Origin of the sequence: Streptomyces toyocaensis (assembly GCF_000725125.1) — a bacterium.
GTDB classification, from domain to species: Bacteria; Actinomycetota; Actinomycetes; order Streptomycetales; family Streptomycetaceae; genus Streptomyces; species Streptomyces toyocaensis.
This window is the reverse complement of record NZ_JFCB01000010.1, coordinates 1-15,176: the sequence shown is the minus strand read 5'-3', so window position 1 is coordinate 15,176 and position 15,176 is coordinate 1. Positions and strand designations below refer to the sequence as shown.

Annotated in this window: 17 protein-coding genes and 1 pseudogene; 4 read left to right on the top strand and 14 right to left on the bottom strand. The window is 72.4% G+C overall.

From position 1 onward, the window contains the following. Window positions 1–150 precede the first annotated feature (150 nt). The 5 genes from ligA to BU52_RS13295 form a co-directional block, all read right to left on the bottom strand. A complete protein-coding gene (ligA, locus tag BU52_RS13315) occupies window positions 151–2,346 on the bottom strand; it encodes an NAD-dependent DNA ligase LigA (protein WP_037933109.1) in 2,196 nt (731 codons plus the stop codon). Between the two features lie 13 nt (window positions 2,347–2,359). After that, window positions 2,360–3,367, bottom strand: coding sequence for a methionine synthase (locus BU52_RS13310; protein ID WP_037933106.1), 1,008 nt, complete (start codon window positions 3,365–3,367; stop codon window positions 2,360–2,362). Between the two features lie 151 nt (window positions 3,368–3,518). Further along, complete coding sequence (locus tag BU52_RS13305) at window positions 3,519–4,217, bottom strand: SDR family oxidoreductase (RefSeq protein WP_037933103.1); 699 nt, start codon at window positions 4,215–4,217, stop codon at window positions 3,519–3,521. An 18-nt stretch (window positions 4,218–4,235) separates the two neighbouring features. Further along, window positions 4,236–4,775, bottom strand: coding sequence for an LOG family protein (locus BU52_RS13300; protein WP_037933100.1), 540 nt, complete (start codon window positions 4,773–4,775; stop codon window positions 4,236–4,238). Beyond that, window positions 4,772–5,575, bottom strand: a complete 804-nt coding sequence (locus tag BU52_RS13295) for a class I SAM-dependent methyltransferase (RefSeq protein ID WP_037933097.1) — start codon at window positions 5,573–5,575, stop codon at window positions 4,772–4,774. The genes BU52_RS13300 and BU52_RS13295 overlap by 4 nt, the downstream gene beginning before the upstream one ends. A gap of 73 nt (window positions 5,576–5,648) precedes the next feature. On the opposite strand from BU52_RS13295, the gene BU52_RS13290 reads away from it, so the two are divergent. Next, window positions 5,649–5,972, top strand: a complete 324-nt coding sequence (locus BU52_RS13290) for a DUF427 domain-containing protein (protein WP_037933095.1) — start codon at window positions 5,649–5,651, stop codon at window positions 5,970–5,972. 80 nt (window positions 5,973–6,052) lie between these two features. Beyond that, a complete protein-coding gene (locus BU52_RS13285) occupies window positions 6,053–6,832 on the top strand; it encodes an alpha/beta fold hydrolase (protein WP_037933093.1) in 780 nt (259 codons plus the stop codon). 209 nt (window positions 6,833–7,041) lie between these two features. On the opposite strand, the gene mnmA is transcribed toward BU52_RS13285, so the two are convergent. Further along, window positions 7,042–8,178, bottom strand: coding sequence for a tRNA 2-thiouridine(34) synthase MnmA (gene mnmA / locus BU52_RS13280; protein ID WP_037933089.1), 1,137 nt, complete (start codon window positions 8,176–8,178; stop codon window positions 7,042–7,044). Between the two features lie 60 nt (window positions 8,179–8,238). On the opposite strand from mnmA, the gene BU52_RS13275 reads away from it, so the two are divergent. After that, entirely contained in the window at window positions 8,239–8,928 is a 690-nt protein-coding gene (locus tag BU52_RS13275; RefSeq protein WP_037933086.1) for an N-acetylmuramoyl-L-alanine amidase, read from the top strand. A 27-nt stretch (window positions 8,929–8,955) separates the two neighbouring features. Here the strand turns inward: BU52_RS13275 and BU52_RS13270 are convergent, their stop codons facing one another. From BU52_RS13270 to BU52_RS34725, 7 genes are all read right to left on the bottom strand, one after another. After that, window positions 8,956–9,798 carry a hypothetical protein gene (locus BU52_RS13270; protein ID WP_037933083.1) on the bottom strand — a complete coding sequence of 281 codons (843 nt, stop codon included), beginning with the start codon at window positions 9,796–9,798 and terminating at the stop codon, window positions 8,956–8,958. A 78-nt stretch (window positions 9,799–9,876) separates the two neighbouring features. Beyond that, a complete protein-coding gene (locus BU52_RS13265; RefSeq protein ID WP_037933076.1) occupies window positions 9,877–10,455 on the bottom strand; it encodes a hypothetical protein in 579 nt (192 codons plus the stop codon). A 47-nt stretch (window positions 10,456–10,502) separates the two neighbouring features. After that, entirely contained in the window at window positions 10,503–11,678 is a 1,176-nt protein-coding gene (locus BU52_RS13260; RefSeq protein ID WP_037933073.1) for a hypothetical protein, read from the bottom strand. A 90-nt stretch (window positions 11,679–11,768) separates the two neighbouring features. Continuing rightward, window positions 11,769–12,344, bottom strand: coding sequence for a hypothetical protein (locus tag BU52_RS13255; RefSeq protein ID WP_037933068.1), 576 nt, complete (start codon window positions 12,342–12,344; stop codon window positions 11,769–11,771). Between the two features lie 60 nt (window positions 12,345–12,404). Further along, complete coding sequence (locus tag BU52_RS13250) at window positions 12,405–13,574, bottom strand: cysteine desulfurase family protein (RefSeq protein ID WP_037933065.1); 1,170 nt, start codon at window positions 13,572–13,574, stop codon at window positions 12,405–12,407. A gap of 69 nt (window positions 13,575–13,643) precedes the next feature. After that, entirely contained in the window at window positions 13,644–13,910 is a 267-nt protein-coding gene (locus tag BU52_RS13245) for a hypothetical protein (RefSeq protein WP_037933062.1), read from the bottom strand. 60 nt (window positions 13,911–13,970) lie between these two features. Then, window positions 13,971–14,138: a hypothetical protein gene (locus BU52_RS34725; RefSeq protein WP_037933061.1), complete on the bottom strand. Its 168-nt coding sequence runs from the start codon at window positions 14,136–14,138 to the stop codon at window positions 13,971–13,973. A gap of 113 nt (window positions 14,139–14,251) precedes the next feature. On the opposite strand from BU52_RS34725, the gene BU52_RS13235 reads away from it, so the two are divergent. Then, the gene (locus tag BU52_RS13235) at window positions 14,252–14,890 is read left to right on the top strand and encodes a TetR family transcriptional regulator (RefSeq protein WP_037933060.1); all 639 of its coding nucleotides are present in this window, start codon (window positions 14,252–14,254) and stop codon (window positions 14,888–14,890) included. A 39-nt stretch (window positions 14,891–14,929) separates the two neighbouring features. On the opposite strand, the pseudogene BU52_RS13230 reads toward BU52_RS13235, so the two are convergent. Then, window positions 14,930–15,176, bottom strand: a pseudogene (locus BU52_RS13230) (thioesterase family protein); the annotation flags it as partial.

Below are 15,176 nucleotides of genomic sequence, written 5' to 3'. Positions count from 1 at the left end.
GTTGCCCCGACCGCAGCTGGGCACGGCAGGCGCACCTCTCAACAGTAGGCCGCCCAGGGCTTCCACGGGCACCGGTCTCCGACGGTTGCCCGAATGCGCCCCAGCCACCCGTATGCATCTGGTATGCGCCGATCAGGTGGGCTTCAACCGCTACTCCTCGGCCGAAAGAGCGACCTCGGCCGCGGCCTCCGGCCCTTGTCTCAGAAGGACGCCGAAGCCCTCCTCGTTCAGAACCGGAACCTTCAGCTGCATCGCCTTGTCATACTTTGACCCGGGATTGTCACCCACCACGACGAACGACGTCTTCTTCGACACCGATCCGGTCACCTTCGCGCCCTGGTTCTGGAGCGCCTCTTTCGCGCCATCCCGGGTGAAGTTCTCCAGAGTTCCGGTCACGACGACGGTGAGCCCTTCGAGCGGACGAGGGCCCTCGTCCTCGCCGGCCCTCTCGTCCTCCATGCGGACGCCGGCCGCTTTCCACTTGCGGATGATCTCGCGGTGCCAGTCCTCGGCGAACCACTGCTTGAGCGAGGCGGCGATGGTCGGCCCGACCCCCTCGGTGCCCGCCAGTTCCTCCTCGGTGGCCTGCTCGATGCGGTCGATGGAACGGAACTCCCGGGCCAGCGCCTCCGCCGCGACCGGACCGACATGACGGATCGACAGGCTCGTGAGCACGCGGGCCAGCGGACGCTCCTTGGCCGCCGCGATGTTCGCCAGCATCGCGACCGCGTTCTTCCTCGGCTCGCCCTCCTGGTTGGCGAAGACGGTGGCGATCTTCTCCTCGCCCGTCTTCGGGTCACGCTTCGGCAGCCCGCTGTCCTGGTCCAGGACGTACGCCTTGATGGGCAGCAGCTGCTCGACGGTGAGGTCGAAGAGGTCACCCTCGTCCTTCAGCGGCGGGTCCTCCGGCTCCAGCGGCCCGGTCAGCGCCGCCGCCGCGACATAGCCGAAGTGCTCGATGTCCAGCGCCCTGCGCCCGGCGAGATAGAACAGCCGCTCCCGCAACTGGGCCGGGCAGGCACGGGCGTTGGGGCAGCGCAGGTCGACGTCGCCCTCCTTCATGGGCCTGAGCGGCGTGCCGCACTCGGGGCACTCGGCCGGCATCACGAACTCGCGCTCGCTGCCGTCCCGCAGGTCGGCGACCGGGCCGAGGATCTCGGGGATCACGTCACCGGCCTTGCGCAGCACCACCGTGTCGCCGATGAGCACGCCCTTGGCCTTCACCACGTCCTGGTTGTGCAGGGTGGCGAACTCGACCTCGGACCCGGCCACCGTCACCGGCTCGACCTGCGCGTACGGCGTGACCCTGCCCGTACGGCCCACGCCCACCCGGATGTTCACCAGCTTGGTGTTGACCTCCTCGGGCGCGTACTTGTACGCGATGGCCCAGCGCGGGGCGCGCGAGGTGGTGCCGAGACGGCCCTGGAGCGGGATCTCGTCGAGCTTGACGACGACCCCGTCGATCTCGTGCGCCACGGAGTGCCGGTTCTCGCCGTAGTAGGCGATGAACTCCCTTACGCCGCCGAGGTCGTCGACCACCCTGTTGTGCTCGGAGGTGGGCAGGCCCCAGGTCCTGAGCAGGTCGTAGCCCTGGGACAGACGGGTCATGCCCTTGAAGCCCTCCAGGACGCCGATGCCGTGGACCACCATGTGCAACGGGCGGGTGGCGGTGACCCGGGGGTCCTTCTGGCGCAGCGAACCGGCCGCCGCGTTGCGCGGGTTGGCGAAGGGCTTGTCGCCGGCGGCGACCAGCCGGGCGTTCAGCTCCTGGAACTTCTCCATCGGGAAGTAGACCTCGCCGCGGACCTCCACGAGGTCGGGAACCTCGTCGCCCTTCAGCCGGTCCGGGATCTCGGCGATGGTGCGGACGTTGGGCGTGATGTCCTCGCCGGTGCGGCCGTCGCCGCGGGTGGCCGCGCGGACCAGCCGCCCGCGCTCGTAGGTGAGGTTGACGGCGAGGCCGTCGACCTTCAGCTCGCACAGGAAGTGGAACCTCTGCTCGCCCAGCTCCCTGTGGATGCGCTCGGCCCAGGCGGCGAGGTCGTCGTCGTTGAAGGTGTTGTCGAGGGAGAGCATCCGCGAGACGTGCCGCACGGAGGTGAACTCCGTCTCGTAGGCCCCGGCGACCTTCTGGGTCGGCGAGTCCGGGGTGCGCAGCTCCGGGTGCTCCTCCTCCAGCTCCTCCAGTGCGCGCAGCAGCCGGTCGAAGTCGGCGTCGCTGATGACGGGGGCGTCGTTCACGTAGTACCGGAAGCGGTGCTCCTCGATCTGCTCAGCGAGCCTGGCGTGCTTCTCCCGCGCCTCGGCGGGCACGCTCGTCGTCTCCGCTTGCTTGTCGCCGGCCACCGGTGTCCTCCCGTTACTCTGGGTTGTCCGCGAGGGATCTCGCCGCCCGGGCGCAGTGTGCGTAGGCCTTGCGCGCGTACGCGGGGGAAGCCCCCGCGAGTCCGCACGCAGGGGTGATCGTGACCGCTTCCGGGAGGAGTCCCGGCCGCAGCCCCAGCCTGCGCCAGAGCGTCCTGACACCCATGACGCTACCGCCCGGGTCCGACAACGGGCCGTCCGTGCCCGGGACGACACCGGCCAGCAGCCGGGTCCCGCCCTCCACCGCTTCCCCGACGGCCTCCTCGTCACGCTCGGTGAGGAGGGAGAAGTCGAAGGAGACGCCCGCCGCGCCCGCCCGGCGCAGCAGGGCGAAGGGGACGTCCGGTGCGCACGAGTGGACCACGACCGGCCCGCCGTCGTGCACGCCGACGACGTCCCGCAGCGTGGCCTCCACGACCTGCCGGTCGACCGCGCGGTGGGTGCGGTAACCGCTCGCGGTCCTCACCTGCCCGCGCAGTACGGCGGTGAGGGACGGTTCGTCGAGCTGCAGGACGAGCTGAGCGCCGGGTACGCGCCGCCCCACCTCCGCGAGGTGGATGCGGAGTCCCTCGGCGAGGGAGGCGGCGAGGTCGCGGCAGGCGCCGGGGTCGGAAAGGGCGGCCTCGCCGCCTCGCAGCTCCAGGGCGGCGGCGAGCGTCCACGGGCCGACCGCCTGGATCTTCAGCGGGCCCCGGTAGTCCTGGGTGAACTCCTCCAGTGCGTCGAGGTCCTCGACCAGCCAGGAGCGGGCCCGCCTGGTGTCGCGGCCCGGGCGGTCGCCGAGGCGCCAGCCGCTGGGCTCGACGCGCGCGTACAGCTCCACGAGCATGCCGGCGGTGCGGCCGATCATGTCGGCGCCGGGGCCGCGGGCCGGGAGTTCGGGCAGGTGGGGGAAGGTCTCGAAACTGCCGGTGACCGTTTTGGCGGCCTCGCGGGCGTCCCCGCCCGGGAGGGAGCCGACGCCGGTGGCGGGACCGAAGAGGGGCTGGCTGTTTTCGCTCACCCGTAGAGCGTACGGAGGTTTTCCGCCCCCGCCGCCCCTACCCTTCCCGTACCCGGGGGCGCTGCCCCCGGACCCCCGCTCCTCACACGCCGGAGGGGCTGAATGGGGCTGGAGGGCGCCGGACGGGTGGGAGGGTGCGGACGGAGTGTGACTAACGTCCCGGTCTCACCGTCAGGTCGTTGATCTCCGCGTCGGCCGGGAGGTCCAGGGCCGTCACGATCGTCGTGGCGACCGACTCCGGGTCAATCCACCGGGCGGGGTCGTACTCCTTGCCCTCCTGCTGGTGGACCTTGGCCTGCATGGGGCTGGCCGTGCGGCCGGGGTAGACCGAGGTCACCCTGACGCCGCCCGCGTGCTCCTCGTGGCGCAGGGAGTCGGCGAGGGCCTTCAGGCCGTGCTTGGAGGCCGCGTAGGCGGACCAGTCGGCGTGGGCGCTCAGACCGGCACCGGAGTTGACGAAGATCACATGGCCGCGGCTCGCCCGGAGCTGGGGCAGGAAGTGGCGGGTCAGCTCGGCGGGGGCTACGAGGTTGACGTTGAGCTGGTGCCGCCAGGTCTTCGGAGTCAGCTCACCGACCGGACCGAGCTCGACGACGCCGGCGATGTGGAGGAGGGAGTCCACCCGCTCCGGCAGGGACTGGTGGGAGAAGGCCCAGCTGAGCCTGTCGGGGTCCGCGAGGTCGCCGACGAGGGTGCGGGCACCGGGGAACCCGGCCGCCAGTTCCTTCGCCCGGCCCGCGTCGCGCGCGTGCAGCACGAGCTCGTCCCCGCGCGCGTGCAGGCGGCGGGCGACGGCCGCGCCGATGCCGGAGCCCGCTCCGGTGATCACATGTGTAGCCATGCCCGCCATGCTCGCATCACCGGGCGGTCACTCCACGCCCAGGCTCTCCTCCAGGTACGCCAGGGCGCCCACCGGTTCCTCGGCGAAGAACACCAGGTCGGTGAGCGGCCGGGGCAGGAAGCCCTCGTCCTCCATGCGGCGGAACTGCTGCTTGAGCCCGTCGTAGAAGCCGGCGGTGTTGAGCAGGACCACCGGCTTCTCGGTGTGCCCGTGCTTCTTCAGTTCCAGGATCTCCGTCGCCTCGTCGAGGGTGCCGGTGCCGCCCACCATGATGACGACCGCGTCGGCCCTCTCCAGCAGCAGCCTCTTCCGCTCGGCGAGGTCCTTGGCGACGATCATCTCGTCGACTCCGTCACGGGCCTTCGCCGCGAGGAACTCCACCGAGACGCCGAGGAGCCGCCCGCCGGCCTCCTCCACCCCGTCGGCGACGACCTTCATCAGGCCGACGTCCGAACCGCCCCACACCAGCGTGTGCCCGCCCTTGCCCAGCAGTCGCGCGAAGTCCCGCGCGGGGCCCGTGTAGCGGTCGTCGAGGTCGGCGGCGGAGAGGAAGACGCAGATGTTCACGGACCCACAGTACGGGCCCGGTCGGACATCGCCGTCAGCCGTATCTTCGACTGCCGGTGCGGCAGCTCCTCCCAGTCGTCCATGAACCGGGCCGACAGACCGTACCCGGCGGCCAGGTCCACCAGCGTCCGAGTCCGGTAGTAGAAGTCCTCGTGCAGCACCTGGTGCTCCTCACCCTCCGTGCGGTCGAAGGTGAAGTCGAAGAAGCCGCCGGGCGCCAGCACCCTCCCGACGTGCGCGAAACACTCCTCGATGACGTGCCGGGGCGAGTGCGAGAAGACGCTGTGGGCGTGGACGACGTCGAAGTGGCCGTCCGGCAGGAAGGCGAAGGTGAGGTCGTCGGCGAGGGTCAGGTGCGGCAGCTTGGCCTGGAGTTTCTCGCGCACGAGGGTGTCCTGGGCGGCGAGCAGGATGTGCGGCGAGATGTCGATGCCGTAGTAGTGGCCCGGTTCCAGATGGTCGATGAACAGGCGCCCGGCGCGGAGGTTGCCGCAGCCGATCTCCAGCATGCGGTGGTGCGGCCGGAGACCGTGCCGCACCAGGTAGTCGAACTGCATGCGGCCGATGCGTGCCCACTGCTCGCGTGAGGGGTTGTGGCCCACGGCGGCCTCGGCGCCGCGGGCGGCGTCGGAGGCCATGACCGCGCGGTAGTACGCGATGTGGTCGCGGTGCCGGAGCCGCAGCCAGGCGTCGCGCAGGGCGCGCCGCGCGTGGGCGGGGACGCGGCGCGGATGGCCCAGGGCGTAGCGGGCGCGGTGGGCGAGTGTTCCCCGGTTCCTGCGGGTGTCCTCGGCTCCCATGGGGCCTCCTCGGGAAGAACTCCGCTACAGCGTGCGCTGTAACCGGCGAGTCGGCTACCCGGAAGGAGCGATCGTGACCAAGGGCCACCGCATCACCGTGGAACCCAGTGACCGGCATGTCCGCGTGGTGCACGGCGGGCAGGTGCTGGCGGAGAGCGACCGGGCACTGGTGCTGCGCGAGACGGGCTGTCCCGCGCGCTACTACATCCCGCCGGAGGACGTACGGCTCGATCTGCTGACGCCCTCGGAGACACGCACGCACTGCCCGTTCAAGGGCGACGCCTCCTACTGGTCGCGGCCGGGCGCCGCGGACCTGGTCTGGGCGTACCCGGAGCCGAGGGCGGACGTCGCGGAGATCAAGGACCACCTCTGCTTCTACGACGTGGAAGTCGGCTGATCGCGTAGAAGTGTTGCGATCGGCGGACGCGCCGCCCGCCTCCCCGACGAATTTCGCGCCGTGCGGCAGTCTGGTGAGACATGGACAAGAACATCACTTCGCGCGACGGCACCCCCCTGGCGTACGAGAGCGCCGGTCGGGGTTCCACGATCGTCCTCGTCAGCGGGGCGATGTCGACGGGCGCCACGGTGGCGCCGCTGGCGGCTCCCCTGTCGGAGCGTTTCCGGGTGGTGGTGTACGACCGCCGGGGCCGGGGTGCGAGCGGCGACACCCCTCCGTACGCGGTGGAGCGCGAGGTCGAGGACCTGGCGGCGCTGATCGAGGCGGTGGGCGGCGAGGCGGCGCTGTACGGCGTCTCCTCGGGCGGTGCGCTGGCGCTGCGGGCGGCGGCCGGCGGGCTGCCGGTGCGCCAGGTCGCCGTGTACGAGACGCCGTACGCGATGTCCGGAGAACACCTCGAGGAGCGCGCCCGGTACACGGAGCGGCTGACGGCGGCGCTCGCCGAGGGGCGGCGCGGTGACGCGGTGGAGCTCTTCCTGCGGCTGACCGGGCTGGGCGAGGCGGTCATCCAGGGCGCGCGGCAGTCCTCGATGTGGGCCGGGATGGAGTCGATGGCGCAGAGTCTCGCCCACGACGACGCCGTGATGGGCGACGGGGGCGTGCCGCGCGAGCTGCTGTCGTCGATCGGCGTGCCGGTGCTGTCGATCGCCGGGGACGCGAGCCCGGCGTGGATGCGTGAGGCCGCGCGGGCGATCGCCGAGTCGGTCCCCCGGGGCACGTACCGCACCCTGGGGGGCCAGACCCATATGGTCGAACCGGACGTTCTGGCTCCGGTGCTGGCGGAGTTCTTCAGGGCGTGAGGCCGGCCAGGGCCCGTCGGGGACCGGGCCGTGCCGGATCCGGTCGGCGGGCAGCCCGGGGGCGGCCGGGGTGCCGGGTCACCGAGTGACCCTGGCGGGCGGGCGGCTGACACAGGCGGAGGGCGCCGCCGGAGTTCCCCTTCGGCCGGGCCGCACGTCCCTGCGGCGGACGGCGGCTCTCCCCCGCTCCGGAGAGCCGGGCCGTACCGTCAGACCGCCGGGGCCGTCTGCCCGGCCCGCACGGTGGAGGCGATCGTCGCCGAGCCGACCACGCGCGTGCCGTCGTACAGCACGATCGCCTGGCCGGGGGCGACGCCGCGGACGGGCTCGGTGAAGGACACCTCCAGGGTTCCGTCGACCAGTTCCGCGGTCACCTCGGTCTCGCCGCCGTGGGCGCGCAGCTGGGCGGTGTAGGTGCCGGGGCCGGTGGGGGCGGCGCCGCACCAGCGGGGTTTGATCGCGGACAGGGCCGAGACGTCCAGGGCCGCCGCGGGACCGACCGTGACGGTGTTGTCCACCGGGGAGATGTCGAGGACGTAGCGGGGCTTGCCGTCGGGGGCGGGGGTGCCGATCCGCAGGCCCTTGCGCTGGCCGATGGTGAAGCCGTACGCGCCCTCGTGCGTGCCGACCTTGGTGCCGGACTCGTCGACGATGTCGCCCTCGGCGCGGCCCAGCCGGCCCGCGAGGAAGCCCTGGGTGTCGCCGTCGGCGATGAAGCAGATGTCGTGCGAGTCGGGCTTCTTGGCGACGGCGAGTCCGCGCCGCTCGGCCTCCGCGCGGATCTCCTCCTTGGTGGTGACCGTGTCGCCCAGCGGGAACATGGCGTGGGCGAGCTGGCGGTCGTCGAGCACGCCGAGGACGTAGCTCTGGTCCTTGGCCATGTCGGAGGCGCGGTGCAGCTCGCGGGTGCCGTCCTCGCGCAGGACCACCTTCGCGTAGTGGCCGGTGCAGACCGCGTCGAAGCCGAGCGCGAGCGCCTTGTCCAGCAGCGCGGCGAACTTGATCTTCTCGTTGCAGCGCAGGCAGGGATTGGGGGTGCGGCCGGCCTCGTACTCGGCGACGAAGTCCTCGACGACGTCCTCGCGGAAGCGGTCGGCGAGGTCCCACACGTAGAACGGGATGCCGATGACGTCGGCGGCGCGGCGGGCGTCGCGCGAGTCCTCGATGGTGCAGCAGCCCCGCGCGCCGGTACGGAACGACTGCGGGTTCGCGGAGAGCGCGAGGTGGACGCCGGTCACGTCGTGGCCCGCTTCGGCCGCGCGGGCGGCGGCGACGGCGGAGTCGACTCCGCCGGACATGGCGGCCAGGACGCGGAGGGGGCGGAGGGGCTGCGGGGTGTCAGTCATAACGCTTCCAGGGTACGGGGGCGCGGGAACCACGGCCGCCGGGTGTCCGTTCACGCTCACATGGGGGAGAACCGAGCATCCGAGGACGGGGACCGGCGCATCGGGCGGCGGGCCCTGATCGTGGGCGGTGCGGCGGCCGCCGCGGGCACCGCGGTGCTGGCGCGGGACGAGCTGGCGCGGCTGTGGTGGCGCGTGCCCGGCGTCGAGAAGCCGCGCGAGCAGGGCGCGGTCGACTACGCGGGCGCCCGCTGGGTGGCGGCCTCGGACGCCAACTGGCGGCGTGCGGACCGGCCGGACGACTTCGGCGTCGACATGGTGATCGTCCATGTCACCCAGGGCAGCTTCGACAGCGCGGTGAAGGCGTTCCAGGACCCGGGGCACAGGGCGTCGACGCACTACATCGTCGGCCAGGACGGCCGTGTCACGCAGATGATCCGCGAGCTGGACGTGGCGTACCACGCGGGCAACCGCGACTACAACGAGCGCAGTGTCGGCATCGAGCACGAGGGGTTCGTGGACCGGCCCGAGGACTTCACGGACGAGATGTACGAGGCCTCGGCCCGTCTCACGGCGCGCATATGCGCGCGCTACGGCATCCCGGTCGACCGGGAGCACATCATCGGCCACGTCGAGGTGCCGGGCACGGACCACACCGACCCGGGCCCCCACTGGGACTGGGACCGCTATCTGAAGCTGGTCCGCCGCGCTCGCACGTCGCGGACGAAGGCGGGTGCCCCGCCCGGCGCGTAGGGCCGGGCGGGGCACCCGCCCGCGGGCTCATGCCGGCTGCCGCGGGGCCCTCGCGAACTCCTCCAAGGACGGCAGCAGACCGGTGATCATCTGCCAGACCTCCTTGGCGTCGACCCGGACGAGCTTGAGCGCGCTGGTGTCGTCCACCTGACCGGGCAGCACCGGTTCGGCGGGCAGCTCGCGGTGCCAGTAGCCGAGGGGACCGCAGTCCCACACCGCGAACCCGCGCACCCGGGCCGCGGGGGCGCCCTCGTCGTGGCCCTGCCACGCGGCGGTCATCCGCCAGCTCGACCGCATCCCGGCGATCAGCCGGGCGAGGGTGCCGAGCTGCGACTTCCGGGTGAGCCCGGCGCCCCTCAGCGCCTCGGTCACCCGCTCGATGCCCTCCTCGGCGGTCAGTCCGGGCAGACCGTCCAGGGTGTCGAGTCCCGCGTCGAGGACGGCCATGGTCGTCTCGACCACGGGTGTGGGCACATCCACGGTGTCCTCCGCCTGGAGGTTGACCATCCGCGCCAGCGCCCAGACGAGCATGGCCGGCTCCAGACGGACGTACTCCGACTCCGCCGAGCCCGGCCAGGACTCGTGGGAGTAGACGTAGCCGTCGCCGATGGTGACGCCGTGGTGAAGGGTGCCGTGCTCGCCGAGCGCCTCGACGTGGAGGACGACGGCGGGCGCCCGCAGGGTGCTGACCAGCGGGCTCAGCAGGAGGTCGAGGTCGCCCTCCGGGCCGATGAGGCCGGCCTCGCGCAGCTCGCGGTCGGCCTCGGCCAGCTCGGGGGGCACCTCCTCCCCTCCGGTGCGGTGACCGAGGACGGCCAGGTGGCTCTCGGCGAGCCGGAACCGGCCCCGCGTGCTGTCATACGAGGGCATGGTGTGTCGCTTTCGTCGGCGGAAGGATCGGGCGGGGGCCCGGGGAGGCCGGGCGGGGGCTCGGGCGGTCCGTGGGGCTCACTGGAAGACCTCCAGCCAGTTCAGCGACCTGTTGAAGAAGGCGCGGACGGCCCCGCCCCGGGTGAGGTTGCGGGTGTTGACGCCGCACATCACGGAGGCCAGGGCGAGATCGGTGGCGTCGGCCGGGCCCAGGACGGTCAGCGTGGCCTTCTTCCGGGCGCCCCTGCCGTGCCGGCCGGTCCGGATCTCCACGCCGTCCCGGACGAGGGCGCGGTCGCGGTGCCTGGAGCCGGTCGCCAGGTAGCGGTACTCCCGGCCGGCGACCCGCATCCGCAGGGCACGTCCGGCTCTGGTCTGCGCCCAGCGGTTGCGCTGGAGGCGGATCCCGGCCCCGCCGACGCTGAGCTGTCCCAGGTGCAGCGAGGGCTTGCGTCCGTAGGCCCAGCCGCTGAAGGAGGTCGCGGGGAGGGTGTCCCCGCTGACCGCGGTGACATGGCGGTCGCCGTGCCGGCTCACCGGGTAGACCACCTCGACCCGCCCGAACTCCCCCAGGGAGCCCCGGTACCCGAACTTCCAGGTCGTCCGATGACCCGAACGGTCCTCCCAGTGGTCGAGGGTGTACGTGTGTCGCTGCATCGTTCCTTCCCCTCGCGCCGCGCGGCGCGGATCTGCCGTGGCCCGCATCAGTCGAACGGGTTGAGTGCGCTGCCGAGCGCCTTGGCGCCGTCGGAGATGGCCTCGCCGGCCTTCTCGGCCTTGTCGCCGACCCAGTCGGCGGCCTCCTCCGCGCCCTTGCTGATGCTGTCCCAGTTGTCCCAGACCAGGGTTCCGGCGTAGGCGAGCCCGGTGCCGACGGCCAGGCCGACGGTGACCGGGTTGGGGGCGATCATGGCGGCGGTGAGCGAGGCGTTGAAGGCCGTACCGGTCCAGTTGGAGAGGTACTTGGCCTTGTCCTCCTTCCACGCCTTGCCGTGGTCCATGGTCGCCAGGTTGGCGACGCCCCAGGCGGTGGCGCCGGCGGAGCCCACGATGCCGAGGCCGCGCATCCATCCGGCGGCCTTGGCCGCGTTGGCGAGACCACCGCGCTGGGCGACGCGGAGCAGGTTGGCCTCGGTGGAGGTGGGCAGGTAGAAGGCGCCCTTGCGCATGTATCCGGCGAGCATCGCCGCCTCGTCGGAGCCGGCGAGCGCGGCGGTCGGCACCCGGGTCAGCCAGCTTCCGGCCTTGGGGATCCTGGACAGCTTGTCCCAGTGGCCGTTGATCATGCGGGCGGTGAAGGTGCCCGGCGCGTTGAGCACCTTGGAGGACCTGAAGTACGAGATGAGCGACTTGCCGCCCAGCAGTGCCGTGGTCGACGAGGTGAAGAACGCCGACAGGTTGGCCGCGCCCTCGATGTACGTCGAGACCGCCTTGCCCAGCTTCTCGTTGCCGGTGAGCTGGGTGACGGCGTCACCCTGGATCCGTACGAGCCAGTCGTCGAGGGTCTCGCCGTCCTTCTTCTTGAGCCAGCCGTCGTCGACTCCGTCGTCGGCCGCGGCCGCGTTGGCGACCAGCAGGATGTCCGGGGGCAGGTCCTTGTTCTTGAGCTGCTCGGGGGTGAACCCGGCCAGCAGCAGCCCGGCCAGCGGATCGCCGTCCTCCAGGCGGGCGTAGGCCGCCTTCTTGCGGAGTACGGGCGCGGTCTCCGATATCCAGGGACGCATGGGCCGCAGCGTGCTCAGCTTGTCCGACACCCCGAGCGCGGAGGCCCGGGTGAAGGCCTCGCCGAGTCTGTCCCCCATCCCTCCCCGGCCGTCGAGCAGCTTGGCCAGCTGCTCGAGGTCCTGGGGGTTCACCACTCTGTTCGGCTTGCCTGTCACAAAGCTCCTCCGGCTGGTCGGTGTGTCGGCTCCGCCACGACAGGGAGCCCCGCTGGCGCGGACACGGTACCGAGGCCGCTGCGGGGTCCCCTAGACCGTGCGGGCGCGCGTCAGCGCGTCGAGCAGGGCGGCGCGGTCGTGGGTGGCGATCAGCAGCGGCTCGCCCCGCACGTTCTCGACCACGATCTCGTCCATCCCCAGCGGTACCGACCATCCCCCGCCCACCATGCGGGGCGGTTCGGCCACACCGCTCCTCCGTCGCATCTCCGCGAGTTCCTCACGCGAGCGCGCGGCCAGAGCCGCGGCGAACTCCGCGTCCGTGGGCTGCCGGGCCGCCTCCCGGAGCGACGCGACGGTCAACGAGTCCACCGGGATCGTCTCCCGGCCCACGGTGAGCTGTCCGTCCCGGATGCGGATCCGGTGGTAGACACGCTTGGAGAGGGGCACCGCGTTGAGCACGAGGGCGAAGAACGCCGCGCCGCCGAGGAGGACGAAGAAGACCGTGCTGTCCTCGGGAAGCAGGATGCTGCCCTGGTAGGCGACCCAGGCGGCGAGCACCGCGACGGTGGCGACCGTCCAGCGCCTCGGCAGCTTCTCCCGGTACACCACGTCCCGCCCGTACGAGGCCGTCTCCGCAGCCGCCCCGGACCCCTTCGCACCCTCCACGCCCGCTCCCCTCAGCTCGTACCGGTCAGGATTTCATGATCCCGGGTCGTACCGGGCGGCTCAGGTCAGTCCCGCCGCCCTCGCCCGTTCCACCGCCGGGCCGATGGCCTTGGCCAGGGCCTCGACGTCGGCCTCCGTGGAGGTGTGTCCCAGGGAGAAGCGGAGGGTGCCGCGGGCCAGCTCGGGGTCCGTGCCGGTGGCCAGGAGGACGTGGCTGGGCTGGGCGACGCCGGCGGTGCAGGCGGAGCCGGTGGAGCACTCGATGCCCTGGGCGTCGAGGAGCAGCAGCAGGGAGTCGCCCTCGCACCCGGGGAACGTGAAGTGCGCGTTGGCCGGAAGCCGCCCCCCCGTGGCGGGGTCGCCGCCGAGGAGGGCGTCCGGGACGGCCTCGCGGACCGCGGCGACCAGGTCGTCGCGCAACTGCCCGATCTCGCGGGCGAACCACTCCTGCTGCTCGGCGGCGAGCCGTCCGGCGACCGCGAAGGAGGCGATGGCGGGGACGTCGAGGGTGCCGGAGCGGACGTGGCGCTCCTGGCCCCCGCCGTGCAGCACGGGCACGGGGGTGTGCTCGCGGCCCAGGACCAGCGCGCCGATGCCGTACGGGCCGCCGATCTTGTGGCCGGACACGGTCATCGCGGCGAGCCCGGACGCGGCGAAGTCCACCGGGAGCTGACCGAACGCCTGGACCGCGTCGGAGTGCAGGGGTACGCCGAACTCCGCGGCCACCTCGGCGAGTTCCCGGACCGGCAGGATGGTCCCGATCTCGTTGTTGGCCCACATGACCGTGGCGAGGGCGACGTCGTCGGGGTTGCGGGCGACGGCCTCGCGCAGGGCGTCCGGGTGGACCCGGCCGTGGGAGTCGACCGGCAGGTACTCGACGGTGGCGCCCTCGTGCTCGCCGAGCCAGTCGACGGCGTCGAGCACGGCGTGGTGCTCGACGGGGCTGGCGAGCACCCGCGTGCGGGCCGGGTCGGCGTCGCGGCGGGACCAGTACAGGCCCTTCACGGCGAGGTTGTCGGCCTCCGTACCGCCGGAGGTGAGGACGATCTCACTGGGACGGGCCCCGAGCGCTTCGGCGAGGGTTTCCCGGGCCTCCTCGACGGTGCGCCGGGCGCGGCGTCCGGCGGCGTGCAGCGAGGAGGCGTTGCCGGTGACGCCCAGGTGCGCGGTGAGTGCCTCGACTGCCTCCGGGAGCATCGGGGTGGTCGCGGCGTGGTCGAGGTAAGCCATGGTGGGGCCGATTCTACGGGGCCCCGCGCACCGGCCCCGGGTCGCGGTCGGCCGGGAGACGGCGCCGGCTCAGAAGTTCCACGAGATCGTGCCGTCCGCCTGCATGAACGCCACGAGGACAAGGAGGTCGGCGACGCCGAGCCCGAGGCCCAGGAGGGCGCGGCCGCGCCGGGGCGTGCCCCGCCACAGCGCCACCGCCGCCAGCACGATGGCGGTCGGGCCGAGGAAGACGTTGAGGACGAGCAGGCCGAGCAGGCCGAGGACGAAGGACGCGACGGCCATCCCGTCGGTGTCGCGGATTCCGGTGCGGCGGCCGGCCGGTGCGGTGAGATGCATGGTGATCGGCTCCCACGGTCGGGGGCGTGCGGTGCGGACGGAACTGCTGTCGTGTCGAGGTCAGTGCGCCGAGGTGCCGCGTCGGCGTCCGTGGCGCTCGCGCAGGGCGAACCCGCCGAGCCAGAGGGCGATGACGGCACCGGCGGCGACCGAGAAGGACAGCGGCGCATGGGCCACGGTCCCCAGCACGACGCCCAGCAGCAGAAGCGCGGCGACGAGGAACAGCATGAGTGGATCCCCCAGGTGCGGTGAACATGGACGGTTACAGTTGTTCACTGACTTTCCAGTCTAACGCGACTCATGACTTCCCCCTTACGGAGAACAGTTGTTAACTGCATGGTATGAGTCACATTCCCGGGGTCCGGCAGGCCCAGAAGCAGAAGACCCGGCAGGCCCTGCTCGACGCGGCGCTGGAGCTGCTCGAGGGGCAGAGCCTGAGCAGCCTGGGCCTGCGTGAGGTCACCCGTGCGGTGGGCATCGCCCCGACCGCCTTCTACCGGCACTTCCGCTCCATCGCGGACCTGGGCGTGGCACTGGTCGAGCAGGCGCTGGGCAGTCTGCACCCGATGATCCGGACGACGGTGTCCACGGCCGGCGACGGCGAGGAACGCGTCGCGCGTGCTCTGGAGTTGATAGCACGTCATGTGGACGCGTACCCCGCGCACGTGCGTTTCATCGCCCGGGAGCGGCACGGCGGGGTCCGCCCGGTGCGGGAGGCGATCCACAGCCAGCTGGGACTGTTCACGGCGGAGGTCGGGGAGGCGCTGGCCGGGGATCCGGCGTCCGCGGGGTGGAGCGAGGAGGACGTACTGATGCTGGCGCAGCTCTACGTGGACCTGATGCTGGGCACGGCGTCGCTCCTCCTGGAGGCGGAGGGGCCCGGGGCGCGGGAGCGGGTGTCGCGGACGGCGGCGCGGCAGATGCGGCTGATCGGCATCGGGCGGACGCACTGGCTCGACCGGCCGGACGGAAGCCCGTGAGGGCGGGAGCGGGCCGGGTGCCCCGCCCCCGCTCCCGCGTCAGGCCCGGCGCACGCGGGCCAGCTGGCGGGACTGGGCGACGAGGCGGTCCTGCGCGTCCCAGACCTCGGCGTCCTCCTCCAGGAAACCGCCGGCGAGGTTCCGGGTGGTGATCGAGACGCGCAGGGGGCCCGGGGCCGGGCGGGAGCGGACGTGGACGGTCAGCTCCACCGTGGGCACCCAGCCGGAGATGCCCATCTCGAAGGCGGTCGGCGGAAGGGCGTCCACCGCGAGCAGCAGCGCGAAC

Coding starts and splice junctions, on each gene's coding strand:
- BU52_RS13305 (WP_037933103.1), bottom strand. CDS start 4,217: ATGGCGGGCATGGCTACACATGTGATCACCGGAGCGGGCTCCGGCATC.
- BU52_RS13295 (WP_037933097.1), bottom strand. CDS start 5,575: ATGGGAGCCGAGGACACCCGCAGGAACCGGGGAACACTCGCCCACCGC.
- BU52_RS13285 (WP_037933093.1), top strand. CDS start 6,053: ATGGACAAGAACATCACTTCGCGCGACGGCACCCCCCTGGCGTACGAG.
- mnmA (WP_037933089.1), bottom strand. CDS start 8,178: ATGACTGACACCCCGCAGCCCCTCCGCCCCCTCCGCGTCCTGGCCGCC.
- BU52_RS13275 (WP_037933086.1), top strand. CDS start 8,239: ATGGGGGAGAACCGAGCATCCGAGGACGGGGACCGGCGCATCGGGCGG.
- BU52_RS13270 (WP_037933083.1), bottom strand. CDS start 9,798: ATGCCCTCGTATGACAGCACGCGGGGCCGGTTCCGGCTCGCCGAGAGC.
- BU52_RS13265 (WP_037933076.1), bottom strand. CDS start 10,455: ATGCAGCGACACACGTACACCCTCGACCACTGGGAGGACCGTTCGGGT.
- BU52_RS13250 (WP_037933065.1), bottom strand. CDS start 13,574: ATGGCTTACCTCGACCACGCCGCGACCACCCCGATGCTCCCGGAGGCA.
- BU52_RS13245 (WP_037933062.1), bottom strand. CDS start 13,910: ATGCATCTCACCGCACCGGCCGGCCGCCGCACCGGAATCCGCGACACC.
- BU52_RS34725 (WP_037933061.1), bottom strand. CDS start 14,138: ATGCTGTTCCTCGTCGCCGCGCTTCTGCTGCTGGGCGTCGTGCTGGGG.
- BU52_RS13235 (WP_037933060.1), top strand. CDS start 14,252: ATGAGTCACATTCCCGGGGTCCGGCAGGCCCAGAAGCAGAAGACCCGG.